Origin of the sequence: Sphingomonas sp. NFR04 (assembly GCF_900114095.1) — a bacterium.
Classification (GTDB): Bacteria; Pseudomonadota; Alphaproteobacteria; order Sphingomonadales; family Sphingomonadaceae; genus Sphingomonas.
Genome location: NZ_FORV01000003.1, coordinates 192,265 through 216,709 on the forward strand (window position 1 = coordinate 192,265; position 24,445 = coordinate 216,709).

Below are 24,445 nucleotides of genomic sequence, written 5' to 3' on the forward strand. Positions count from 1 at the left end.
CCCGGCCACGTGTTGCGTTGCACCGCAACACGGCGCAACAAGGCGGCATGTCCAACGCTAAAGGTGCCGATCGCACCGGCCTTCTCCTCGGTATCGCCTCATACAGCCTGTGGGGCGTGCTGCCGCTCTACCTGCACCTGCTGCAGGCGGTCCCTGCGCTGCAGGTGCTCTCACACCGCGTGCTCTGGTCGCTGCTGCTCCTCGCGGTGATCGTGGTGGCGCTGCGCCGCGTGCGGAGCATCGCCGCCGCTGCCCGGGGGCGGACCTTGCTGTTCCTTGTCGGCAGCGCGGCGCTGATCGGGATCAACTGGCTGGTCTATATCTGGTCGGTCCAGAACAACCATGTGCTCGACGCGAGCCTCGGCTATTTCATCAATCCGCTGGTGAACGTGGCGCTGGGCATGCTGGTGCTCGGCGAGCGGCTGCGGCGCTGGCAGGGCGTCGCCATCGGGCTGGCGGCACTGGGCGTACTGCTGCTGGCGCTCCACGGCGTCGGCAGCTTGTGGATCCCGCTCGCGCTGGCGCTGAGCTTCGGCGGCTATGGCCTGCTCCGCAAGGTCGCCGCGATCGACGCGCTGGGCGGACTGACGGTGGAGACGCTGCTGCTCGGCCCGCCCGCGCTCGCGGTGCTGCTCTGGGCGCAGCATAGCGGCACGGCGGCGTTCGGCAGCTCGACGCGGATCGACCTGCTGCTGATCGCGGCCGGGGTGGTCACCGCGACGCCGCTGCTGCTGTTCGCCGCCGCCGCCAAGCGGCTGCCCTACGCGACCATGGGGCTGCTCCAATATATCGCGCCGACGCTGCAATTCCTGGAAGCGGTGCTGATCTTCGGCGAGCCGGTGCTGCCGGTGCACCTCGCGACCTTCGCGCTGATCTGGTCCGGCTGCGCGCTCTATGCGTGGGATAGCCTGCGAGCCTACCGAGCGGCGACCCGGATGTAGCGTCTCCTCCCTCGGGCGCAGCCCGGGGGAGGGGGACCGCCGTCGCAGGCGGTGGTGGAGGGGGGAATCCCTCGCGTACAAGAAAGGACGCCGCAGTCTGCGGCGCCCCCTCCACCACGCCGCTGGCGCGGCGCGGTCCCCCTCCCCCGGCTGCGCCGAGGGAGGAAACGCTGGTGCCTTTACCCCTCGCGGCGGCCGAGCAGGCGCAGGCGCAGCGCGTTGAGCTTGATGAAGCCCGCCGCGTCGCGCTGGTCGTACGCGCCCTGGTCGTCCTCGAAGGTCACCACCTTCTCGCTGTACAGCGAATAGGGCGACTTGCGGCCGGTGACGATCACGCTGCCCTTGTACAGCTTCAGCCGCACGGTGCCGGTGACCTTCTCCTGGCTATAGTCGACCGCGGCCTGCAGCATCTCGCGCTCGGGCGAGAACCAGAAGCCGTTGTAGATCAGCTCGGCATAGCGCGGGGCCAACTCGTCCTTGAGGTGCGCCGCGCCGCGATCGAGCGTGATCTGCTCGATGCCGCGGTGGGCAAGGTGATAGATGGTGCCGCCCGGCGTCTCGTACATGCCGCGCGACTTCATGCCGACGAAGCGGTTCTCGACCAGATCGAGACGGCCGATTCCGTGCTTGCGGCCGAGCTCGTTGAGCGCGGTGAGCAACGTCGCCGGCGACATCGCCTGCCCGTTGAGCGCCACGCCGTCGCCGCGCTCGAAATCGATCGTGATCGTCTCGGGCGTGTCGGGCGCGTCTTCCGGGTTCACCGTGCGCGAATAGACGTAATCGGGCACTTCCTCCCACGGATCCTCGAGCACCTTGCCCTCGGACGAGGTGTGGAGAAGGTTCGCGTCGGTCGAGAAGGGCGACTCGCCGCGCTTGTCCTTGGTCACCGGGATCTGGTGCGATTCCGCGAACTCGATCAGCTTGGTGCGGCTGGTCAGGTCCCATTCGCGCCACGGCGCGATCACCTTGATGTCCGGGTTGAGCGCATAATAGCCGAGCTCGAAGCGGACCTGGTCGTTGCCCTTGCCGGTGGCGCCATGGCTCACCGCATCGGCGCCGACCATTTTGGCGATCTCGATCTGGCGCTTGGCGATCAGCGGCCGCGCGATCGAGGTACCGAGCAGGTACAGCCCCTCGTAGAGCGCGTTGGCGCGCATCATCGGGAACACATAGTCCTTCACGAACTCCTCGCGCACGTCCTCGATGAAGATATGCTCGGGCTTCACGCCAGCCATCTCGGCCTTCTTGCGCGCGGGCTCCAGCTCCTCGCCCTGGCCGAGATCGGCGGTGAAGGTGACGACCTCGCAGTTATAGGTCTGCTGCAGCCATTTCAGGATCACGCTCGTGTCCAGGCCGCCCGAATAGGCGAGGACGACGCGATTGATCTTATCCGACATGGGGCAGCGACTCCGGGGAAGAAAGGGAAAGGGAAACGCGGGGCCTCTAGGGTCCCCGCGCCTTGCACGCAATATCCGCCGTCTGCCCGGCGCGGGACGGGTCAGGCCTGGCGGAGCTTCGCCTCGGCCTCCGCCATATAGTCGCGGGTCAGCGGCAGCGCGGTGCGCGAGCGCGAGAATTGCAGCTGGTAGTTGACCAGCCCGCCATTCATGAAGCTCACATAGGACCCCGCGAGATAATAGGTCCACATGCGGAAGAAGCGCTCGTCATAGAGCGCGACGATCGCATCGTGCGCGGCGACGGTACGGTCGTACCAGGCCTTGAGCGTGTGGCCATAATGCATGCGCAGCACCTCCACGTCGGTGAGGAAATAGCGCAGCCCCTCATAGCCCTGTGCGATTTCCGACAGCGCGGGGATATAGCCGCCCGGGAAGATGTATTTGAGCGTGAACGCATCGGTATAGCCCGGCTCGCCCGCGCGGCCGATGGTGTGGAGCAGCATCACCCCCTCGGGCGTCATCAGCTCGCGGCACTTGGTGAAGAAGGTGCGGTATTGCGGCGTGCCGACATGCTCGAACATGCCGACCGAGACGATACGGTCGAACTGCCCCTGCAGCGCACGGTAATCGATCAGCTCGAACTTAACCTTGTCCGCCACGCCGGCGGCTTCGGCGCGCTCCTGGGCGATCTTCAGCTGCTCTTCGGACAGGGTGATGCCCAGCACCTCGGCACCGGTCTTGGCGTGGATGTAGAGCGCCATGCCGCCCCAGCCGCAGCCGATGTCGAGCACGCGCATGCCGGGCTCGATCGCCAGCTTGGCGACGATATGCGCCTTCTTGTCGGCCTGCGCCTGCTCCAGGCTGTTGGCCGGATCGGTATAATAGGCGCAGCTATATTGCCGGTCGGCGTCGAGGAAGAGATCGTAGAGCCGCGCCGAGAGGTCGTAATGGTGCGCGACATTCTGCTTCGACTTGCGCGCCATGTTGTAGCGGCCGAGCAGGTGCGCGACCTTGCCCGCGGCGAGGCTGAGCTTGGACGGGCTGAGCGCCGCGTCGCTCTTTTCCCAGGCGTTGTTGGCAGTCACCAGGTTGAGCAGGTCGAGGATGTCGCCGTGCTCGAGGTTCATGCTGCCGTCCATATAGGTTTCGGCGGCGCCCAGCGCGGGATCGCGGACGATGCGGCCCTCGGCGCCCTTGGACAGCCGCATGGTGACGGGCTTGAGGGCAGGATCGGGGCTGCCGAAGGTGCGGGTGCTGCCGTCGGGGCGGATCAGGGTGAGCTCGCCGCGCTTCACGGCGCGGTCGAGGAAGCGGTCAATCAGGGCCATGGCGCTCCACTAGGCAGAGATTATGTCGGGAATACGCGTATTACGTTTCGGCACGGGGCACACAACCTATCTGCCAGTAGGTTTCGCGTTACCGTTCAAATTCCTGCGTACCATTGGTAGTTGCTCATATCCTCCCAGGTGCCTCCCTTGCCCTTGCCGATCCCGGCGAGCGAAGCGACGGCTTCAATGCCCACCAGATACTTGGCCTGCTTGTAGCCCAGCTGCCGCTCCACCCGCAGCCGCAGCGGCGCGCCGTGGCCGACATCGAGCAGATGGTCGTTGAGCGCCCAGGCGAGGATCGTCTGGGGGTGGAAGGCGTCGATCAGGTCGATCGACTCATAATAGCCGCCATCGCCGTAGCGATCGGCGCAATGGAAGACGATGTAGCGCGCCTGCGAACTGAGCCCAGCGCCGTTGAGGATGGTCGAAAGCTGCGGCCCCTGCCACTTGCCGATCGCGCTCCATCCCTCGACGCAATCGTGGCGGGTGATCTGCGCGCGCTGCGGCATGTGCTGGAGCTGGTCGAGCGTGAGCTGCATCGGGCGCGCCACCATGCCGCCCACCCTAAGCCGCCAGTCGGCAAAGCGGGTACCGGCCCAGATGTTATATTCGGGCGTGTTCGGGTTGTAGGTGCCGTTGACCCGGAAGATCGGGCTGCGCTGCTCGGGCCGGAATTCGGTGGCGAGCGATCCGCGACCGATCGAGCGCTGGAGGAAGCGGTGCGCCTCCTCCGCGCTGGCCAGCACTGGGCTGTCCGTGAACTGGTCGCAGCCGGCGAGCATCCCGGCGGCGCTGCCGATCAGCAGGTTGCGGCGGGTGAGGATCATGGCTGCTTCTCCGCGGGCACGCGCCACCAGCCGGTGATCATCGAGCGCAGTTCGTTGATCGGTCCCGCGAGCAGCACCAGCGTCAGGTGGACGAGCAGGAAGGCGAGGATCGCGCCCATGGCGATGAAGTGCACCGAACGCGCCGATTGCCGGCCGCCGAAGAGCGCGGTCAGCCAGGGCCAGGCCGCGTCCATGCCGGGCGAGAGCGCGAGGCCGGAGAGGATGACCGCCGGCAGGAGCACGAACAGCGTGCCGACATAGGCCAGCTTCTGGAAGATATTGTAGGCGCGCGGGTCCCTGGGATCGTGGAAGCGCAAGGCGAGATGGTCCTTGAAGTCCTTCCACAGATGCCCCGGCCCCAGCTCGCGCGCGCGGATCCGCAGGTCGCGCAGGATGTGGCCGTTCGCCAGGCTCCACAGCAGATAGACCATCAGCCCGAAGGCCAGCACCAGCGCGAAGAAGAAATGCCAGTGCCGCGCACCGGCGAGGCTGTAATAGGACGGGATCGTCACCCAGCCGGGGAAGCGCGGCAGCTCCAGCCAGGCATGGTCGAAATTCGCGCCATATTGCCCCCAGTAGAGCCGGGGATGCGCGTTGAAGATCATCAGCCCGCTGCCGACCATGATCAGCAGCGCGATCGCATTGATCCAGTGCCACAGCCGGGTGACCAGCCGGTGGCGGTAGATCAGGCGGGGTGCTTCGGCCATCTGCTCGTCTCTCCTTCACCGACTTCAGATCCTCCCCTGCAAGGGGAGGTGGCCTGCCATAGGCAGGTCGGAGGGGTGTCCCCGCTGAAAGGATGCCCGCCCATGCGACCGGGACACCCCTCCACCGCCCTTCGGGCGGTCCCCCTCCCCTTTCAGGGGAGGATCGGAAGGCGTGCCATAGCGTCCGCTTCCGGCACCACCGATACTAGGATATTCGCAGCCCGAGCGGAATCGGTTTCACCGCCGCCACAAAATCCGGAGCGCGCATGCCCACCGACTTCCACTTCTACGAACCCGCAGCCGGGCACGGCCTGGCGCATGATCCCCTCAACGCCATCGTCGGCCCCCGCCCGATCGGCTGGGTGAGCACCGTTTCGCCCAGCGGCGTGCGGAACCTCGCGCCGTACAGCTTCTTCAACCTGTTCAACTATCGCCCGCCGATCCTCGGCTTCGCCTCCACCGCGTGGAAGGACAGCGTCGCCAATATCGCCGAGACCAAGGAGTTCGTCTGGAACCTCGCGACGCGCCCGCTCGCCGAGGTGATGAACGCGACCGCGGCGCCGGTCGACCCCGAGGTCGACGAGTTCGCCCATGCCGGCATCGAAGCGCTCCCCTCGCGCACCGTGCGGCCCGATCGTGTCGCGAGCAGCCCGGCGCAGTTCGAATGCCGACTGACCCAGCTGATCCGCCTGGAGAACAAGGAAGGCGCCGAGGTCGACACCTGGCTCGTCCTCGGCGAAGCGACCGGCATCCATATCGATCGCGCGATGCTGGAGGACGGCGTCTACCAGACCGCCCGTGCCCGCCCGATTTTGCGCGGCGGCGGGCCGGCGGACTATTTCGAGATCGGGGAGGACGCGCTGTTCAGGATGTTCCGTCCGGGCTGACGCCGGGCTCGGGCAGGATCGGCGGGGTCGAGTCCGGATAGGTCAGCCAGGTCTTCCACAGCTGATGGATGCGTCCCTCGGTCAGCTCGATCCGGCAGGTGAGCAGCGCGGCGTTGCGGATCGTGCCGCCCTGCAAATGCGCATAGACCGCGTCGCACTCGCCCTTGCGCCAGGCGATCCAGCGGCCCTGCGCCTCGTCGAACGCCTTGACTACCGTCACCCCGTCGCTCGCGGCGCGCTTGCGGGCAGCGACGAGGTAGCGGTTCATCTCCACCTCGGCGGCGTTGCTGGCGCGCGCGAGGCACAGGTTCATGTCCACCGTCGTCTTCGCATCGGCGCAGCGATCGGAGGGGGCGGCAAGCGCAAGGGCGAGCAGGAGCAGCGGCATGGCCGCATCCTACGCGCAGAAGCGTGCAGGGCTCAACCGAGCGCTGCGAACTTCTCTTCGGCCTCGCGATCGAGCTGCGCCCGGCTCTTCTTCTCCGACGCGGTCTTGAGCTGGCCGCACGCCGCATCGATGTCGCGCCCGCGCGGGGTGCGCACCGGCGCCGAGATGCCGCCCTCGAACACGATGTTCGAGAACGAGCGGATCCGCTCGGGCGCCGAGCATTCGTATGGCGCGCCGGGCCAGGGGTTGAACGGGATCAGGTTCACCTTGGCGGGCAGCTTGTACTTGCGCAGCAGGCGGACGAGCTCGTGCGCATCGGCGTCGCTGTCGTTCTTGTCCTTGAGCATCACATATTCGAAGGTGATGCGGCGGGCATTGTTGGCGCCCGGATAATCAGCACAGGCCTGGAGCAGCTCCTCGATGCCGTATTTCTTGTTGAGCGGCACGATCTCGTCGCGCACCTCCTTGGTGACCGCGTGGAGCGACACCGCAAGGTTCACGCCGATCTCCTCGCCGGCGCGCGCCATGATCGGCACCACGCCCGAGGTCGACAGGGTGATGCGGCGCTTGGAGAGCGCGAGGCCGTCGCCGTCCATCACGATCTGGAGGCCGGCCTTCACCTCGTCGAAATTGTACAGCGGCTCGCCCATGCCCATCATCACGATGTTGGTGAGCAGGCGGCCCTCGGGCTGGCTCGGCCATTCGCCGAGCGAATCGCGCGCGAGCATCACCTGGCCGACGATCTCGCCGGCGGTGAGGTTGCGCACCAGCCGCATCGTGCCGGTGTGGCAGAAGCGGCAGTTGAGCGTGCAGCCCACCTGGCTGGAGACGCACAGGGTTCCCCGATCGGCGTCGGGGATGAACACCATCTCGTAATCCTGCCCGTCGGGCGAGCGGAGCAGCCACTTGCGGGTGCCGTCGTTCGAGACCTGCGCTTCGACCACCTCGGGGCGGCCGATCACGAAGCGCTCGGCCAGCCAGGGGTGCTGCGCCTTGGCGATGTCGGTCATTGCCGAAAAGTCGGTGGCGCCGCGATTGTAGATCCAGTGCCACAGCTGCTTGGCGCGCAGCTTGGCCTGCTTGGGCTCCAGCCCGGCAGCCGTCAGCGCCTCGCGGATACCGTCGCGGGAGAGACCGATCAGGTCGGTACGCCCGTCTTCGCGCGCGGCGGGGGCACGCGGCACGGGCACGGGATCGATGTGCCCGGGGATGGGCATGGGGGCGGCCGACACTGTCTGCATCCGCCGCATATAGGCGAAAATCCCCGGCTTTTCCAGCGGCGTGATTCCGGGTGCGTGCCTGCCTGAACGGGTCATGCCGTCCCGCCATGGCCACAGCCTATCGTGAATCGAGTGTGAAACGGAAAACCAAGCCCCACTGTTACGTTACAGCGAGGCAAAACAGTTTCATTGTTGCGAGGAGTTGAGAATGAAGACGATCTTTTCGAGCCTGGCAATTGCCGGCACGCTGATGGCGTCGACCGCCTTCGCCCAGACCACGACCCCGGCCCAGACGACCCCGGCCGATGCTGCTCCGGCACAGACCACGCCGGCAACCCCGGACCAGGGGACCACGGGTGCGGGCACCGCCGCGACTGCGACCGCGGGTGCGTCGACCTTCACCGACACCGAGGTCCAGCAGTACGCCAAGGCGGCGCTCGCGGTGAACAAGATCAACGCGGACACCAGCATCCCCACCGCGGAAAAGAACCCCAAGTTCGTCGCCGCGATCACCGCGTCGGGCCTGCAGCCGCAGCGCTTCAACGAAATCAGCCAGGCGATGGCCTCGGATACCGCGCTCAACCAGCGCATCCAGGCGGCCGCCGCCCAGGCGCAGACCAGCGGCCAGTCGGCCCAGGCCACCGCACCGGCCAGCCCGACCGGCAACTAAGCAGTTAGCTCCCTAATGCGGCGGCGGTCCCCAGCGGACCGCCGCCTTTTTGTGTGCGCGACTGTCATCGATCCGGAACGAAAGCCCGCCAAAGGCACCGCCTTGGTTCGCTTCGCAAAAGGACATGACGGGATGCGCAAAGGGATGATGGTCGCCGCGGCGGCGCTGCTGATGGCGATGGCACCGGGCGGGACGACGCCCGACGCCGACAAGAGCCTCGATTCGCTGCGCCTCGACCAGGTGCGGGTGCTCGGCTCGCACAACAGCTACCGCCCCTATCCGCTGCCCGAGGTGGAAGCGCGCATCCGCAAGCTGCTGCCGAGCAACTGGGAGGGCCTGGCTTATGGCCACCCGCCGCTGGAGAGCCAGCTCGCGCTCGGCCTGCGCCAGCTCGAGATCGACGTGGCGCCCGATCCCCAGGGCGGCGCCTATGCCGCGCCCTATGCGAACGGCACCGACGAGATACAGGCCGAGATGGCCGCGCCGGGCGCCAAGACGATCCACATACCCGGCATCGACTGGCAGACGCATTGCCGCGTCTTCCGCAGCTGCATGGCGCTGTTCCGCCGCTGGTCGGATGCGCATCCGGGCCATCTGCCGGTGATGATCCTGGTCAATGCCAGCGACGTGCGACCGATCCCTGGCGTGCGCACCACGGACATCGGCTTCGACGCCGCCACGCTCGACGCGCTCGATGCCGATATCGCCGCGACGATCGGCCGCGAACGGGTGATCGCGCCGGACGATGTGCGCGGGTCGCTTCCCACGCTGCGCGACGCGGTAACCGCGCATCGCTGGCCGACCGTCGGCGCCTCGCGCGGCAAGTTCCTGTTCGTCCTCGACACCTCGGAAGCCAATGAGGAGCAGTATCGGACCGGCCATGCCAGCCTGAAGGGCCGGATGATGTTCGGCTGGTACCCGGAGGATGCGCCCGAAGCGTCGTTCTTCAACACCCAGAGCCCGACCGAAGACCCCGCCACGATCACCCGCCGCGTTAAGGCCGGCTTCATGGTCCGCACCCGCGCCGATGCCGAAACGCTGGAGGCGCGCAACCATGACCGTCGCCGGCTCGACACCGCGATCGCCTCGGGCGCGCAGCTGATCAGCACCGATTACTATGAGGGCGCGCCCGATCCGCGCGGGCTGAATTGGGCGGTGTCGCTCGGCAAGAGCACGGTGATCTGCAACAGCGTGACGGCGGCCCGCCCGACGCGGTGAACCAAGCCGCCACCCTCACCCTTCCGCCGCTTCGCGGCTCCCTCCCTCTCCCAAAGGGAGAGGGAGCAAACGCCCTCTTCCTTTGGGAGAGGGAGGGGACCCGCCGCCATAGGCGGTGGGGAGGGTGAGGGTGGTGGGTAGCCCTACCCCTCCACCCCCCGCACCCGCACGTCCCGCCGGGGCGCAGGCACGGTAATCCCGTGCTCACCGAACAGCTTCCACAGCCGATTGAGCACGTCGCTCCGCACATTGCCGACCCCGCTCTCGGGATCGCTGATCCACACCAGGATATCGTGCGCCGCGCCATTCTCGCCCAGCGCGGTCAGCCAGACATTGGGCGGCGGGGTGTCGAGCACGCGCGGGCTTTCGGTCGCCGCGCGCAGCATCAGGTCCTGCGCCAGTTCGAGATCGCAGCCATAGGCAACCGTCACCGCGATCCGCACGCGCACGTTGCGATCGGTATAGGACCAGTTCTCGACTTCCTGCGTCATCAGATTCTCGTTCGGAATCAGATGCTCCTTGCCGTCCCTCGTGATCACCGAGACGGCGCGCACGCCGATCTTGTTCACCCAGCCGAAACTGTCCCCCACCACGATCACGTCGCCCGGCTTGATCGAGCGGTCCATCAGCAGGATGATCCCGGCAATCAGGTTGCCGACGGTCTTCTGCATGCCGAAGCCGATGGCCAGGCCGAACGCGCCCGAAAACACTGCGAAGGTCGTCAGGTCGATGCCGAGCAGATCGATGCCCACGAAGAAGGCGGCGGTGACGATGGCGATGCTCGCCAGCTTCTGCCCGAGCAATTGCTGGGTGGGATCGAGCCCCTTGGCCCGGCCGATCCACTGCGCCAGCAGCCGATTGGCAATCCGCACCAGCGCATAGATGATCGTGACGGTGACGAGGAAGGTGAGCAGCGACAGGAGCGACAGCCGGCGCGTGCCGATGTCGAAGCCGATCCGGGCCAGCAGCGCCTCGATCACGCCCAGCCCGCCCATCGTCTTGCTGAGCAGCGACGTGAAGGCGATTGCCCCCATCGCCCAGGTGGCGAGCCGCGGCAGGCCGAGCCCGCGCAGCACCTCCACCACCGCCAGCGCCATCGCCAGCCCGAGCGCGACGCCGAGCAGCAGCGTCGCCGGCCCATGCCAGGCATAGCCGCCCGCCACCGGCGAGAGCAGCAGCGCAGTGGTCAGGTAGCGGGTGATCCGACACAGTCGCGGCTGGATTCCGTTGATATGCTCGCCCGCAATGCGGTGCCACAGCCCGGCGATATGCGCGCCGACCCGCTGGCCGGCGAATATCCCGATTGCCAGCGCCAGCGCGGCCAAGCCTAGCGCCACCGCCAGCTCGCCCAGTTCGGCCGGGGAAGGGAACCGCATCCCCATGCCGGCGAACCGGTCGAGCAGGTCGTGGATCATCCGCGCGCGGCGGCGAAGCGGGCGAGCCCTGCCTCGAGATCGGCGATCAGGTCGTCGGTGTCTTCCAGACCGATATAGAGCCGGATCATCGGCCCCTCGGCCTCCCAGCGCGAGGCGGTACGGATGCGCTGCGGATCGGCGGGAATGGCGAGGCTCTCATAGCCGCCCCAGCTGAAGCCGATGCCGAAATGCCGGAGACCGTCGATCAGCGCGGTGCGCGCCGCATCGTCGCCGCCGTTCAGCACGAAGGAGAAGAGACCGGCGCTCCCCCGGAAATCGCGCAGGAACAGGTCGTGCCCCGGGCAATCGGGCAGTGCCGGATGGAGCACCCGCGCCACCTCCGGCCGAGTCTTCAGCCATTCGGCGATGCGGAGACCGCTCGCGCCCGACTGGCGGAGGCGCACTTCCATCGTCCGCAGCCCGCGCGATGCCAGATAGGCGTCGTCGGGGCTGGCGCAGAGGCCGAGCTGGTAGGTGGTCGCCCGCAGCTTTTCATAGTGTCCCCGCGCGGCGGTGACCGAACCCAGCATCACGTCCGAGTGGCCGACGACATATTTCGAGCAGGACAGGATCGTATAGTCGACGCCCTTCTCGATCGCCGGGAAATAGAGCGGCCCCGCCCAGGTATTGTCGAGCAGCGTCACGGTCCCGCGCGCCTTGGCGACGGCGACGATCGCCGGCACGTCCTGCACCTCGAAGGTAAGGCTGCCGGGACTCTCCATCAGGATCGCCTTGGTGCGATCGCTGCACAGCGCGGCGATGCCCTCGCCGATCAGCGGGTCGTAATAGGTGGCGGTGACGCCCAGCCGCTTGAGCATCCCGTTGCCGAAGGCGCGAGTCGGTTCGTAGCTGCTGTCGGGCAGCAGCACCTCGTCGCCGGGCGAGAGCACCGCCAGCAGCGCGGTGGTGATCGCCGACACGCCCGAGGGGTAGAGCAAGGTCGCCTGCGCGCCGGGCTCGAGCTCGGTCAGCGCATCGGCAAGCGACCACTGGGTCGGCGTGCCGCGGCGACCGTAATAGAGCTTGTGGTGCGTGTCGGCGCTGCCGCGTTCGCGCATCTCGGCGATGTTGTCGTAGAGGATCGTCGAGGCGCGCCACACCGGCGGGTTGACGATTCCTCCCGTCCATTCGGGGCGGCGGCCGGCATGGACGACCTTGGTCGCGTCCTTATCCTGCCCGCTCATGCGCCGGTCACCTTCGCCGTATCGGGCTGGGCGCCCCATTCGGTCCAGCTGCCGTCGTAGAGTGCGATCTCGTGGCCGAGGAGATGCGCAGCGAACACGATCACCGAGGCGGTGATGCCCGAGCCGCAGGTGGCGACCAGCGGCTGGGTGACATCCAGCCCGGCGGCGTCGAACACCGCCTGGATGCCCTCCGGTGCTTTCCAATGTCCGTCGCTCTCGAAGAAGCGGCCATAGGGAATGTTCTTCGCACCCGGCATGTGCCCGGCAGCGCATTGGGGGCGGGGATCGGGTTCCTCGCCGGTGAAGCGGACCGCCGAGCGAGCATCGACGATCTGCTCGGTCGTGGTGCGCATCTCATCGAGCGTCCGCAGCTGCGCCACGGGATCACCGGCGGTGAAGCTGGTGGTGGCGGCCAGATGCGGCCCGCTCTGCACCGGCCGCCCCTCGGCGCGCCAATGGCCCATATTCCCATCGAGGATCGCCGCGCGGACGCCGAACATCCGCAGCACCCACCAGGCGCGGCAGGCGGTATGGTGCGGGCTGTTGTCGTAGAGGACGATCCGGGTGGTGCCCATCACCCCCAGCTGCGCCATGCGCTCCTCGAACACGCTGCGCCTGGGCAGCATCGAGGGCAGCGGGTTCTCGGCATCGACCAGCGTATCGAGATCGAGCAGCCGCGCGCCGGGGATATGCCCCGCCTCGAACTCCGCGCGCGGATCCTGCCTGGCAGCACCCGGGATCGTGGAGGTGTAGGTCGCGTCGAGGACCAGAAGGTCATTGGCGCCGAGCATGCCGGCCAGCGCTTCGGTGGTGATCAATCCGTCCATGGGCGTCCCGATAATTCCCTCTCCGACTTGCAGGGCGTCGCATATGGCAAAACCCGTTCGTCATCCCCGCGGAGGCGGGGATCCATTGGCGCTGAAGCCAAGGTTCCTGCCCCCGGTGCACCGGCAAATGGATTCCCGCCTTCGCGGGAATGACGGTGGTTTCGGAGAACCGCCATGCTCCCTTCCCTATGCCATGGCCCCGCCTCGCCGGGCGAGGAGATGCGATGTCACACGTCCCTCTAGCCCTATGGAAACGGCACGGCAAACGCCTACATGGCGGCCATGGACGCCAAGCATCTCGGTAAGCAATCCGCCCTGCCCGCCAGCCCGGAGGAAGCGGAACTCGACTATGTGCCCAATCCGCGTGCGGGCACGCGCTATCTGGTGCGCTTCGCCGCGCCCGAATTCACCTCGCTCTGCCCGATCACCGGCGCGCCCGATTTCGCGCATCTGGTGATCGACTATGTGCCGGGCGAGAAGATCGTCGAATCCAAGTCGCTCAAGCTGTTCCTGGGCAGCTTCCGCAACCACGGCGCCTTCCATGAGGACTGCACCGTCGGCATCGGCGAGCGGCTGTTCCGCGAGATGCAGCCGGTGTGGCTGCGAATCGGCGGCTATTGGTATCCGCGCGGTGGTATTCCGATCGACGTGTTCTGGCAGTCGGGCAAGCCGCCCGAGGACGTCTGGATCCCCGATCAGGGCGTTGCCGGATACCGCGGACGCGGCTGAACGGCAGATTTACAGCACGGTTCATCAGGTATAGAGTTGTGCGTTGCAGCGGAACTGCAACTTATTCGAAAAACGGGAGTTTAGCAGGACATACGGCCCAGATTTGGGCCGAGTCCATCATGCAGTAGCGAAAGGTCCGCCATGGCACGGTCTCCTATGGGTCCTCGGATCCGGCATCTTGCCCTGATCGGCAACTTCCTGCCGCGCAAGTGCGGCATCGCCACCTTTACTACCGACACCTACACGGCACTGGCTGAGCGCTATCCGGACATCCAGGTCGACGTCTACGCGATGGACGACCTGCCCGGGCACTATGCCTATCCGCCGCAGGTGACGGGTTCGATCGCGCAGAACGATCGCAGCGCCTATCTGGAAACCGCCCGCAAGATCGAGGCGAGCGGCGCCGAGGCGCTGTGGATCCAGCATGAGTACGGCATCTTCGGCGGCGCGGCGGGCGAACTGCTGCTCGCGCTGACCGATCGCGTCTCGGTGCCGGTGATCGTCACGCTCCACACCGTGCTCGAGCGCCCGAGCGCCGACGAGCGCCGGGTCATGGAAAAGCTGATCCGCCGCGCCTCGACGCTGATCGTCATGGCCGAGAAGGGCCGCGAGATCCTCAAGCGCGTCCACGGCGTCGAGGACAGCAAGATCGCCGTCATCCCGCACGGCGTGCCCGATCGCGCCTTTGCCGACACGGCCGAGTTCAAGCCGAACTTCGGCTGGGAAGGCCGTGACGTCATCCTCACCTTCGGCCTGCTCGCGCCCAGCAAGGGCATCGAGACGATGATCGAGGCAATGCCGGCCGTTGCCGCCGCGCATCCGAACGCGCTCTACGTGATTCTGGGCGCCACCCACCCGCATCTCGTCGCGCACGAGGGTGAGGCGTATCGGGATCGCCTGAAGGCGCAGATCGCCGCGCTCGGCCTCCAGAACAACGTCGCGTTCGTCAATCGCTTCGTCGAGCAGGCCGATCTGCTCGATTATCTCCAGGCGGCGGACATCTACGCGACGCCCTATCCTAACCCGGCACAGATCACCTCGGGCACGCTCTCCTACGCGGTGAGCATGGGCAAGCCGGTGGTCTCCACCCCGTACGTTCATGCGACCGAGATCCTCGACGAGGGCCATGGTGTCCTGGTCGATTTCGGCGACAGCGCTGCGTTCTCGCGCGAGATCAACCGGCTGCTCGGCGACAAGGACGCGCGGCTGGCGCTGGCCAGGCGCGCCTATGACCGGGGCCGCACGATGCTCTGGACGCGCCTCGCCGAACGGGCGATCGCCGCGTTCGACGCGATTCTCGACGAGAAGCCGCATCGCATCCGCACCGCGACCAACGAGCTGCCGACGCTCTCCCCGGTGCTGACCGCAGTCGAGCGGATGAGCGACGCCACCGGCATGCTCCAGCACTCGATCTATTCGGTGCCGGATCGCCGCCACGGCTATTGCATCGACGACAATGCCCGCGCGCTGATCCTGATGAGCAAGATCGACGAGGTGGACGAGACGGTGCGCGACCGCTGGACTGCCATCTATGGCGGCTTCGTCCAGCACGCCTGGAATCCCGACAAGCGCAAGTTTCGTAACTTCATGAACTTCGATCGTACCTGGTGCGAGGACGAAGGCTCGGAAGATTCGAACGGCCGCGCGATCTGGGCGCTGGGCGTCACCGCGCGCGATGCCCGCGCGCAAAAGCATCGCGACTGGGCCTCGGTGCTGTTCGACGAGACGGCGTCGATCGCCTTCGACCTCGGCAGCCCGCGCGCGCATGCCTTTGCGATGCTCGGCGCCGCGGCGATGGCGGAGGCGCATCCGGGCCATGCCCTCTCGCGCGAGATCCTCACGCGCTTCGGCGACGAGCTGGTAGCGCTGCTCGAACGCACCCGCCGCCCGGCATGGAGCTGGTTCGAGATCGTGCTGGCGTACGACAATGCCCGCCTGCCCGAGGCGCTGCTGCGCGCCGGCAAGGTGCTCGGCCGCCAGGATTTCCTGGATACCGGGCTGGAGACGCTCGCCTGGATCGCCGAGCGCCAGACCTCGCCGGAAGGCCGCTTCCGCGCGGTCGGCACCGAAAGCTTCGGCCGCGAATATGCCGAGCCGCTGCCGTTCGACCAGCAGCCGCTGGAAGCGCAGGCGACGATCGACGCATGCCTGGCCGCGCACGAAGCGACCGGCGACCAGCATTGGGCGGACGAGGCGATGCGGGCCTATCGCTGGTATCTGGGTGCCAATGATCTCGACACGCCGCTCGCCAGCGTGGCCGATGGCGGCTGCTTCGACGGGCTGATGCCCACGGGGCTTAATCGAAATCAAGGTGCCGAGTCGATTCTCGCACTCCAACTGGCGAATTGCGCGATCTCGGCTCTTTCAAAGGGCAATAAAAGCGTGGCAGGACCGGAACTCGCCGTCGCCTGAAACGATACCGGGGGACGGCGCCGTAACGAGCGCGTTCCCCGGGGGTTGCCAAATGCCGGAACTGTTTCACCATCCCTTGCGGCTCCGTGCCGATCCGTCGCGCGTCGTCGTGCGACCGTTCCACGTCGCGTGGGCGTCCACCAATGGCGGGGCGCCGAGCCGCACCGAGCGGATCGTCAGCGAGGTGCTGGCGCTCTCGCCCGGCCAGGCGCGTGCCGAGCTCGAACTGGTCCTCAAGGACTTCGAGGCCCGCCACTGGCAGACGCGCCGCGTGTTCATGACGCGCTATGACGAGATCGAGGCGATGCTCGGCCTCGACGGCGCGGCGATCGGCGACGAGAAGCGGCAGTTGCTCGGCGCCTATTTCTGCCACGAATACAGCTATGCCGCCGCCGCGCTGATGAATCCCAGCGCGGTGCCGCATTACGACCAGACCGGCATGCCGCCGGGCAGCATGCGCATCCTGATGTCGCTGCGCGCGGTCGGCGAAGGTCATATCTCCTCGGTTGCCTTCCGTGAGGGCATCATCACCGACGGCAACGAGCTGGTGCTGGCACCCGAACCGCCCTTCGCCACTGCGGCCGATGCGCGGGAGCCCGACGAGCGCAGGATGGAAGGCCCGGTGCGCATCTATCGCCACCGCGATTCGACGCTCTCCGGCACGGTGATCTTCCCGATCACCAAGGCCCAGTCCAACGGGCTCGAGGACTTGCGGATCTGCCATTTCACCCATGACGACGGCACGGTCGAGTGGATCGGCACCTACACCGCCTATAACGGCTCCGGCATCCAGTCGGAGCTGCTACGTACCCATGACTGGCGTGGCGTCGACCTCGTGCCGATGACCGGCAGCGCCGCGCGCAACAAGGGCATGGCGCTGTTCCCGCGCAAGGTGGGCGGCAAGTACATGATGCTCGGCCGCCAGGACGGCGAGAATATCTTCCTGCACAGCTCGGACGACATCACCCATTGGGAAGGCGGCGAGCTGATCATCAAGCCGCAATTCCCCTGGGAGCTGGTACAGATGGGCAATTGCGGCCCGCCGATCGAGACCGACCAGGGCTGGCTGGTGCTCACTCACGGCGTCGGCGCGATGCGCAAATATTCGATCGGTGCGGCGCTGCTCGACAAGGACGATCCGTCCAAGGTGCTCGCCCGCTCGCGCGCGCCGCTGCTCGCCGCCGCCGACCAGGACCGCGAGGGCTATGTGCCGAACGTCGTCTATACCTGCGGCGCGATCCGCCACGGCGACAGCCTGTTCATCCCGTACGGCGTGGCGGACAGCTCGGTGGCCTTCGCCTTCGCGCCGATCCAGGCGCTGATCGACCAGATGGAGTGAGGCGGACGGTGCCGGCGCGTCAAAGCGCGACCGGCACCCCGTTCCGCAGCTCGTGGCTGCACAGCTGCGCCTCGGGCGTATCCTCAGCCTCCAGCGCGGTGACCGTCACCCAGCCCTCCGCGCGCAGCGCCGCGCCGATCGCCGCATCGGTGCCGAACGGCAGGAACAGCCGGCGCCGGGCATCGCCGCCCACGCCCGCATCGAGGATCGGATCGGCGTAGAGCGAGAAGCCGACCGCCGGCTCCTCGAGGCCTCCGTCATGCACCACCGTGTAGGTGCCGCCACGACCGATCTCACCACGCGCGCCGCGCGTGAAGATCGAGAAGCCGAGCCAGGTCTGGTATTCGAAGCCGTGGCGCTCGGTGGGATCGAGGGTCAGCGCCACGCCCGCCGGAATGCTCGCCGCGATCGCCGCCAGGCCTTCGATGCGGCTCGCCAAGGCGTTGCCCGCGTCGATCGCGCGCAGCTTCGCCATCGCACCCTCGAACGGACCGGCCGCCTCGATCAGCGGCAGATATTTGGGATCGATCGCAGCAACCCCGCCCGCGTCCTTGGCGTCGAGCCGCTCGCGCAGTGCGGTCAGCGTCTCGCGCGGCAGCGTTTCGCCGGCCAGCGTGTCGACGAGGTCGGGCAGCGTGAAGTCGATCGCCAGCCCCTCGACGCCCGCCGATTGCAGCGACTCGATCGCCACGCGGACGATCTCCATCGCCGCAGCCACGCTGTCGCGGCCGATCAGCTCGCAGCCGATCTGGCGCATCGCCCGGCGCGGATCGAGAGCCGGCGCCTTGAGCTTGAGCACCTGTCCCGCATAGCAGAGCCGCACCGGCCGCGGATGGTGGCCCATGCGCGTCGCGGCGATGCGGCCGACCTGCGCGGTCAGGTCCGGGCGTATGGCGAGGCTGCGCTGCGACACCGGATCGACGAAGCGAACGGCATTATGCACCGCGCCGGTCTTGAGCCGCGTCGCCAGCTCGTCGGCGAACTCGGCGAGCGGCGGATCGACCTGTTCATAGCCATAGAGCCGTGCGAGCCCCAGCACGCGCGTCTCGAGGCGGGCCGCCGCATCGGCAGCAGGCGGCAATCGATCGTGAAACCCTTCGGGGAGGAGACCAGTCATGGCCGCCTCCCCTAATGGCTTCAGAAGCCGAGCGCCATGGCGGTCTTCACGCCCGGCAGCGCACGGACCTTCGCCAGCAGCGCCTCGTCCACCGCCTCGTCGACCGAGAGCAGCAGGATCGCTTCGCCGCCGGCCGAGCGGCGGCCGAGGTGGAAGGTGCCGATGTTGACGCCCGCCTCGCCCAGCGTGGTGCCGAGGCGGCCGATGAAGCCCGGCGCATCTTCGTTGACGATGTAGAGCATGTGCCCGGCGAGATCGGCCTCGACCTTGATGCCGAACAGCTCGACCAGGCGCGGCGCGGCGTTGCCGAACAGCGTGCCGGCCACCGAACGGTCGCCCGCCTGGGTGCCGACGGTCACGCGCACCAGCGTGTGATAATCGCCCTCGCGGTCATGGCGCACCTCGCGCACATCGAGACCGCGCTCCTTGGCGAGGAACGGCGCGTTGACCATGTTCACCGTGTCCGAATGGACGCGCATCAGCCCCGCCAGGACCGCGCTGGTGATTGGCTTCTGGTTGAGCTCGGCGGCCGCGCCCTCGACCTCGATGGCGATGCTGGTCAGCTCGCCATGCGCCAGCTGGCCAACCAGGCCGCCCAGCTTCTCGGCCAGCGCCATGTACGGCTTCAGGCGGGGGGCTTCCTCGGCCGAGAGGCTCGGCACGTTGAGCGCGTTGGTGACGCCGCCGGTCATCAGATATTCGGCGAGCTGCTCGGCGACCTGGATCGCGACATTGACCTGCGCTTCGGTAGTCGAGGCGCCGAGGTGCGGGGTGGCAACGAAGTTCGGCGTGCCGAACAGCGGGTGTTCCTTGGCCGGCTCCTGCACGAACACGTCGAGCGCCGCGCCGCCGATATGGCCCGAATCGAGCCCGTCCTTCAGCGCCGCCTCGTCGATCAGGCCGCCGCGCGCGCAGTTGATGATCCGCACGCCCTTCTTGGTCTTGGCGAGGTTCTCGCGGCTGAGGATGTTGCGGGTTTGGTCGGTCAGAGGGGTGTGCAGCGTGATGAAGTCGGCGCGCAGCAGCAGATCGTCGAGCGTCATCTTCTCGACGCCCATCTCCAGCGCGCGCTCGGGCGTGAGGAACGGATCATAGGCAATCACGCGCATGCGCAGGCCGATCGCACGATCGGCGACGATCGAGCCGATGTTACCCGCGCCGATCAGGCCCAGCGTCTTGCCGGTCAGCTCGACGCCCATGAAGCGGTTCTTCTCCCACTTGCCGGCCTGGGTGGAGGCATCGGCCTCGGGCAGCTGGCGGGCGAGCGCGAACATCAGCGCGATGGCGTGCTCGGCGGTGGTGATCGAATTGCCGAACGGGGTGTTCATCACCACCACGCCCTGCGCCGAGGCGGCCGGGATATCGACATTGTCGACGCCGATGCCCGCGCGGCCGATCACCTTGAGGTTGGTGGCGTGGGCGAGAATGTCCTTGGTCACCTTGGTCGAACTGCGGATCGCCAGGCCGTCATACTCGCCGATGATCGCCTTGAGCTCGTCCGGCGTCTTGCCGGTGATCTCGTCCACTTCGACGCCGCGCTCGCGGAAGATCTGCGCGGCCTTGGGGTCCATCTTGTCGGAAATCAGTACCTTGGGCATTTGGATGCTCCATGTTCGCTCCCTCTCCCCTCCGGGGAGAGGGCTGGGGAGAGGGGGAATGTGTCTTGAAACTGGCACGTCGGGAGAGACGGCATCGTCCTGCCCCTCTCCCAACCCTCTCCCCGGAGGGGAGAGGGCTTTAGGGGATCAGCCCGCCTTGGCGATGGCGTAGGCCCAGTCGAGCCAGGGGCCGAGCGCCTCGATATCGGCGGTGTCGACGGTAGCGCCGCACCAGATGCGCAGGCCTGCCGGCGCATCGCGATAGCCGGCGACGTCCAGCGCCGCGCCTTCCTTTTCGAGCAGGCCGGCGAACTTCTTGATGAAGTCGGCATCGGCGCCCTCGACGGTGAGGCACACGCTGGTGCGCGAACGGATCGCGGGATCCTCGGCAAGGTGGCCCAGCCAGTCGCGCTCGGCGACGATCTTGTCGAGGGCCGCGGCATTGGCGTCCGAACGGGCGATCAGCCCGTCTGCGCCGCCCAGGCCCTTGCCCCATTCGAGCGCGAAGATCGCGTCTTCCACCGCCAGCATCGACGGGGTGTTGATCGTCTCGCCCTTGAACACGCCCTCGGCGAGCTTGCCCTTGGAAACGAGGCGGAACACCTTGGGCAGCGGCCAGGCGGGCGTATAGGTCTCGAGACGCTCGACCGCGCGCGGCCCGAGGATCAGCACGCCGTGCGCGCCCTCGCCGCCCAGCACCTTCTGCCAGGAGAAGGTGGCGACGTCGATCTTGTCCCAGGGCAGATCATAGGCGAACACCGCCGAGGTGGCGTCGGCGAAGCTAAGGCCTTCGCGATCGTCGGCGATCCAGTCGCCGTTCGGCACGCGCACGCCCGAGGTGGTGCCGTTCCAGGTGAACAGCACGTCGTTCGACCAGTCGACCGCGTTCAGATCGGGCAGCTGGCCATAATCGGCGCGCAGCACGGTGGGATCGAGCTTGAGCTGCTTTACCGCATCGGTGACCCAACCCTCACCGAAGCTTTCCCAGGCGAGCGTGGTGACCGGCTTCGCGCCCAGCATCGTCCACATTGCCATTTCGAACGCGCCGGTGTCCGAGCCCGGCACGATGCCGATGCGGTGCGTGTCCGGCAGGCGCAGCAGTTCGCGCATCAGGTCGATGCAATATTGGAGACGGGTCTTGCCCAGCTTCGAGCGGTGCGAGCGGCCGAGCGACTCGGTGGCGAGCTTCTCGGGCGACCAACCCGGGGGCTTGGCGCAGGGACCAGAGGAAAAATAGGGACGCGCCGGTTTGGTGGCGGGCTTCGCAGGCGCAATTGTGGCGTCGGCGGCAGTCAAATCAGTCATGTAGACTCTCCTCACAGAGAGCACGCGCGGCGTTGGGACCGCGTGGCCCGTCGACGGCCCTAGCGGCAGGCGCACAAAAGTCAATTCAGCACGTCGTTGCGATGGAACAATGTTGCGGGTCCGCGCCTTTGCTGCGCAGCTTTGCAGGACATCTGGGAGATACGACATGCGGACGATTCTGGCGGCCGGGCTGGCCGCGGCGCTGATCACCGCGCCAGCACTGGCGCAACAGAAACAGAGCGTCGGCGACGGTGCCCAGGCGCCGCTGCGCGACCTGCGGATCAACGAGAAGAAGATTCCCGACGTGCTGCTGCTCGCCGCCTCCGCGCCCTATTCGTCGCAGGGGACGAAGAGCTGCACGCAGATCCGCAGCGGCATCGCCAATCTCAATGCGGTGCTGGGTACCGACGCCGACGCGCCGGAAGCGAAGGGCGGCAATGGCGGCGCCATCGCGGCGGCGGGCAGCCGCGCGATCGTCGGCACGCTGATCCCCGGCTTCGGGCTGGTGCGCATGGTCACCGGCGCCGACAAGCAGGAGAAGCGGGTGACCGCGGCGATCTATGGCGGCACGATCCGCCGCGCCTATCTGAAGGGCCTCGGCGTATCGAAGGGCTGCAAGCCGCCGGCCGCACCGATGGCGGCGGCCCGCGCGGCGGTGCCGGCACTGCCGGTGGAGAAGGACGACAAGAAGAAGGATTGATCGCCGGCCGAGCGATCTAAGTCCCCCTGCTGCAGGCGGGAGGGGGCGAAAGAGCCGAAAGCGGCTCGCCAAACGACGGGCACAAAAAAGGGCCGGCGGATCGCTCCGCCGGCCCCTCTTTTTGCGTCGGGCGCGGACTTAGAAGTCCATGCCGCCCATGCCGCCCGGCATCGCCGGGGCTGCGGGCTTGTCGTCCGGCAGCTCGGCAATGGTGGCTTCGGTGGTGATCAGCAGGCCGGCGACCGAAGCCGCGTTCTGCAGTGCGGTGCGCACCACCTTGGTCGGGTCGATCACGCCGGCCGAAACCAGGTTCTCGTAGGTGTCGGTCGCAGCGTTGAAGCCGAACGAGGTGTCGTTCTGGTCGAGCAGCTTGCCCGAGACGACGGCGCCGTCCTGGCCAGCGTTCTGCGCGATCTGGCGCACCAGCGCGGTGAGCGACTTGCGGACGATGTCGATGCCGCGGGTCTGGTCCTCGTTGGCGCCGTTCAGGCCTTCGAGAGCCTTGGTCGCGTACAGCAGGGCCGTACCGCCGCCGGGGACGATGCCTTCTTCAACGGCTGCGCGGGTTGCGTGCAGTGCGTCGTCGACGCGGTCTTTGCGCTCCTTCACCTCGACTTCGGTCGCACCGCCGACCTTGATCACGGCCACGCCGCCGGCGAGCTTGGCGAGACGCTCCTGGAGCTTCTCACGGTCGTAGTCGCTGGTGGTGACTTCGATCTGCTGGCGGATCTGCTCGGTGCGCGCCTTGATCGACTCGGCTTCACCGGCGCCATCGACGATGGTGGTGTTGTCCTTGTCGATGGTCACGCGCTTGGCGGTGCCGAGCATGCCGAGCGTGACGGTCTCGAGCTTGATGCCGAGGTCTTCGCTGATCACTTCACCCTTGGTGAGGACGGCGATGTCTTCCAGCATCGCCTTGCGACGATCGCCGAAGCCCGGTGCCTTGACCGCCGCGACCTTCAGGCCGCCGCGCAGCTTGTTGACGACCAGGGTGGCCAGCGCTTCGCCTTCAATGTCCTCGGCGATGATCAGCAGCGGACGACCCGACTGCACGACCGCTTCGAGGATCGGCAGCATCGACTGCAGGTTCGACAGCTTCTTCTCGTGGATCAGGATGTACGGATCGCTGAGCTCGACCGCCATCTTCTCCGGGTTGGTGATGAAGTAGGGCGAGAGATAGCCGCGATCGAACTGCATGCCCTCGACGACGTCGAGCTCGAATTCGAGACCCTTCGCCTCTTCGACGGTGATCACGCCTTCCTTGCCGACCTTCTCCATCGCTTCCGCGATCTTCTGGCCGACTTCAACGTCACCGTTCGCCGAGATGATGCCGACCTGGGCGACTTCCTGCGAACCCGAAACGGGCTTGGAGCGCGCCTTGACGTCCTCGACGACCTTGGTGACGGCGAGGTCGATACCACGCTTCAGGTCCATCGGGTTCATGCCGGCGGCAACCGACTTCATGCCTTCGCGGACGATCGCCTGCGCCAGAACGGTCGCGGTGGTCGTGCCGTCGCCGGCGATGTCGTTGGTCTTCGAGGCCACTTCGCGCACCATCTGCGCGCCCATGTTCTCGAACTTGTCCTTGAGCTCGATTTCCTTCGCGACCGACACACCGTCCTTGGTGATGCGGGGCGCGCCGAAGCTCTTCTCGATCACCACGTTGCGGCCCTTCGGCCCCAGCGTGACCTTCACCGCGTCGGCGAGGATGTCGACGCCGCGAAGGATGCGCTCACGAGCGTCGCGCGAAAACTTTACGTCCTTGGCTGCCATGGGACTGCCCTTTCAAATTTCGCTAAGTTTAGGAAGTTGAGGTTCGCGAGGTCGCTCAGCCGACGATGCCGAGGATGTCGCTTTCCTTCATGATCAGCAGGTCTTCACCGTCGACCTTGACCTCGGTGCCCGACCACTTGCCGAACAGGATGCGGTCGCCCGCCTTCACGTCGAGCGGGGTCACCTTGCCATCTTCGGCCTTGGTGCCGGTGCCGACGGCGACGACTTCGCCTTCCTGCGGCTTTTCCTTGGCGGTGTCGGGGATGATGATCCCGCCGGCGGTCTTTTCCTCGGCTTCGACGCGGCGGACGAGCACGCGGTCGTGCAACGGACGGAAGTTCATTGCCTGATCCTCTTTCAGGTGGAAATCGCTGTTTAGCACTCGGTCCCCCGGAGTGCTAACACCTGGGATATGTGAACCGAAATTTGCTTCGTCAACGGGTGCGGCGGGAACTTTTTTCAG

The 24,445-nt window shown here is 67.1% G+C and carries 22 protein-coding genes; 8 read left to right on the forward strand and 14 right to left on the reverse strand.

What is annotated here, in order from left to right; all coding sequences use genetic code 11:
- The first annotated feature begins 47 nt into the window (after positions 1 to 47).
- Positions 48 to 941 carry an EamA family transporter RarD gene (rarD, locus tag BM009_RS10790; protein ID WP_093296084.1) on the forward strand — a complete coding sequence of 298 codons (894 nt, stop codon included), beginning with the start codon at positions 48 to 50 and terminating at the stop codon, positions 939 to 941.
- A 179-nt stretch (positions 942 to 1,120) separates the two neighbouring features.
- On the opposite strand, the gene BM009_RS10795 is transcribed toward rarD, so the two are convergent.
- The 4 genes from BM009_RS10795 to BM009_RS10810 form a co-directional block, all read right to left on the reverse strand.
- The gene (locus BM009_RS10795) at positions 1,121 to 2,338 is read right to left on the reverse strand and encodes an argininosuccinate synthase (protein ID WP_093296086.1); all 1,218 of its coding nucleotides are present in this window, start codon (positions 2,336 to 2,338) and stop codon (positions 1,121 to 1,123) included.
- 101 nt (positions 2,339 to 2,439) lie between these two features.
- Positions 2,440 to 3,666 (reverse strand): SAM-dependent methyltransferase, encoded by a 1,227-nt coding sequence (locus BM009_RS10800; protein WP_093296087.1) that lies wholly within the window; start codon positions 3,664 to 3,666, stop codon positions 2,440 to 2,442.
- 95 nt (positions 3,667 to 3,761) lie between these two features.
- A complete protein-coding gene (locus BM009_RS10805) occupies positions 3,762 to 4,493 on the reverse strand; it encodes a molybdopterin-dependent oxidoreductase (RefSeq protein ID WP_093296089.1) in 732 nt (243 codons plus the stop codon).
- A complete protein-coding gene (locus BM009_RS10810; protein ID WP_093296090.1) occupies positions 4,490 to 5,200 on the reverse strand; it encodes a cytochrome b/b6 domain-containing protein in 711 nt (236 codons plus the stop codon). Before BM009_RS10810 ends, BM009_RS10805 begins: the two co-directional genes overlap by 4 nt.
- Positions 5,201 to 5,466: 266 nt before the next feature.
- Between BM009_RS10810 and BM009_RS10815 the strand changes: the two genes are divergently transcribed.
- Positions 5,467 to 6,087 (forward strand): flavin reductase family protein, encoded by a 621-nt coding sequence (locus BM009_RS10815; protein WP_093296092.1) that lies wholly within the window; start codon positions 5,467 to 5,469, stop codon positions 6,085 to 6,087.
- On the opposite strand, the gene BM009_RS10820 is transcribed toward BM009_RS10815, so the two are convergent.
- Both BM009_RS10820 and rlmN read right to left on the reverse strand, forming a co-directional pair.
- Positions 6,065 to 6,475: a lysozyme inhibitor LprI family protein gene (locus BM009_RS10820; RefSeq protein WP_093296094.1), complete on the reverse strand. Its 411-nt coding sequence runs from the start codon at positions 6,473 to 6,475 to the stop codon at positions 6,065 to 6,067. The two genes, BM009_RS10815 and BM009_RS10820, sit on opposite strands and share 23 nt — an antisense overlap.
- A gap of 32 nt (positions 6,476 to 6,507) precedes the next feature.
- Positions 6,508 to 7,716, reverse strand: a complete 1,209-nt coding sequence (gene rlmN / locus BM009_RS10825; RefSeq protein ID WP_093296095.1) for a dual-specificity RNA methyltransferase RlmN — start codon at positions 7,714 to 7,716, stop codon at positions 6,508 to 6,510.
- A 187-nt stretch (positions 7,717 to 7,903) separates the two neighbouring features.
- Between rlmN and BM009_RS10830 the strand changes: the two genes are divergently transcribed.
- Positions 7,904 to 8,365: a DUF4168 domain-containing protein gene (locus tag BM009_RS10830; protein ID WP_093296097.1), complete on the forward strand. Its 462-nt coding sequence runs from the start codon at positions 7,904 to 7,906 to the stop codon at positions 8,363 to 8,365.
- Between the two features lie 132 nt (positions 8,366 to 8,497).
- A complete protein-coding gene (locus BM009_RS10835; RefSeq protein ID WP_093296098.1) occupies positions 8,498 to 9,583 on the forward strand; it encodes a Ca2+-dependent phosphoinositide-specific phospholipase C in 1,086 nt (361 codons plus the stop codon).
- Positions 9,584 to 9,726: 143 nt separating this feature from the next.
- Here BM009_RS10835 and BM009_RS10840 read toward each other — a convergent pair whose 3' ends face one another.
- Genes BM009_RS10840 through BM009_RS10850 form a run of 3 tightly spaced genes read right to left on the reverse strand, consistent with a single transcriptional unit; the run spans position 9,727 to position 13,009 of the window.
- A complete protein-coding gene (locus BM009_RS10840; protein ID WP_254772251.1) occupies positions 9,727 to 10,998 on the reverse strand; it encodes a mechanosensitive ion channel family protein in 1,272 nt (423 codons plus the stop codon).
- A complete protein-coding gene (gene metC, locus BM009_RS10845) occupies positions 10,995 to 12,182 on the reverse strand; it encodes a cystathionine beta-lyase (protein ID WP_093296100.1) in 1,188 nt (395 codons plus the stop codon). Before metC ends, BM009_RS10840 begins: the two co-directional genes overlap by 4 nt.
- Positions 12,179 to 13,009, reverse strand: coding sequence for a sulfurtransferase (locus BM009_RS10850; protein WP_093296101.1), 831 nt, complete (start codon positions 13,007 to 13,009; stop codon positions 12,179 to 12,181). Before BM009_RS10850 ends, metC begins: the two co-directional genes overlap by 4 nt.
- 282 nt (positions 13,010 to 13,291) lie before the next feature.
- Here BM009_RS10850 and queF point away from each other — a divergent pair, with 282 nt between their 5' ends.
- The 3 genes from queF to BM009_RS10865 all read left to right on the forward strand — a co-directional run bounded on the left by queF (position 13,292) and on the right by BM009_RS10865 (position 17,489).
- Positions 13,292 to 13,738, forward strand: coding sequence for a preQ(1) synthase (gene queF, locus BM009_RS10855; protein ID WP_093296103.1), 447 nt, complete (start codon positions 13,292 to 13,294; stop codon positions 13,736 to 13,738).
- 141 nt (positions 13,739 to 13,879) lie between these two features.
- Positions 13,880 to 16,150: a glycosyltransferase family 4 protein gene (locus BM009_RS10860; RefSeq protein WP_093296104.1), complete on the forward strand. Its 2,271-nt coding sequence runs from the start codon at positions 13,880 to 13,882 to the stop codon at positions 16,148 to 16,150.
- A gap of 52 nt (positions 16,151 to 16,202) precedes the next feature.
- The gene (locus tag BM009_RS10865; RefSeq protein WP_093296106.1) at positions 16,203 to 17,489 is read left to right on the forward strand and encodes a glycoside hydrolase family 130 protein; all 1,287 of its coding nucleotides are present in this window, start codon (positions 16,203 to 16,205) and stop codon (positions 17,487 to 17,489) included.
- A 19-nt stretch (positions 17,490 to 17,508) separates the two neighbouring features.
- Here the strand turns inward: BM009_RS10865 and BM009_RS10870 are convergent, their stop codons facing one another.
- The 3 genes from BM009_RS10870 to BM009_RS10880 form a co-directional block, all read right to left on the reverse strand.
- Complete coding sequence (locus BM009_RS10870) at positions 17,509 to 18,606, reverse strand: ATP phosphoribosyltransferase regulatory subunit (RefSeq protein WP_093296107.1); 1,098 nt, start codon at positions 18,604 to 18,606, stop codon at positions 17,509 to 17,511.
- Between the two features lie 20 nt (positions 18,607 to 18,626).
- The gene (serA, locus tag BM009_RS10875; RefSeq protein WP_093296109.1) at positions 18,627 to 20,204 is read right to left on the reverse strand and encodes a phosphoglycerate dehydrogenase; all 1,578 of its coding nucleotides are present in this window, start codon (positions 20,202 to 20,204) and stop codon (positions 18,627 to 18,629) included.
- Positions 20,205 to 20,351: 147 nt separating this feature from the next.
- A complete protein-coding gene (locus BM009_RS10880) occupies positions 20,352 to 21,509 on the reverse strand; it encodes a phosphoserine transaminase (protein ID WP_093296110.1) in 1,158 nt (385 codons plus the stop codon).
- Positions 21,510 to 21,675: 166 nt separating this feature from the next.
- Between BM009_RS10880 and BM009_RS10885 the strand changes: the two genes are divergently transcribed.
- Positions 21,676 to 22,209: a hypothetical protein gene (locus BM009_RS10885; RefSeq protein ID WP_093296112.1), complete on the forward strand. Its 534-nt coding sequence runs from the start codon at positions 21,676 to 21,678 to the stop codon at positions 22,207 to 22,209.
- 138 nt (positions 22,210 to 22,347) lie between these two features.
- Here the strand turns inward: BM009_RS10885 and groL are convergent, their stop codons facing one another.
- Together groL and groES are read right to left on the reverse strand one after the other, a co-directional pair.
- The gene (groL, locus tag BM009_RS10890; protein ID WP_093296113.1) at positions 22,348 to 23,982 is read right to left on the reverse strand and encodes a chaperonin GroEL; all 1,635 of its coding nucleotides are present in this window, start codon (positions 23,980 to 23,982) and stop codon (positions 22,348 to 22,350) included.
- 55 nt (positions 23,983 to 24,037) lie between these two features.
- Positions 24,038 to 24,325 (reverse strand): co-chaperone GroES, encoded by a 288-nt coding sequence (gene groES / locus BM009_RS10895; RefSeq protein WP_064310559.1) that lies wholly within the window; start codon positions 24,323 to 24,325, stop codon positions 24,038 to 24,040.
- Positions 24,326 to 24,445: the final 120 nt, after the last annotated feature.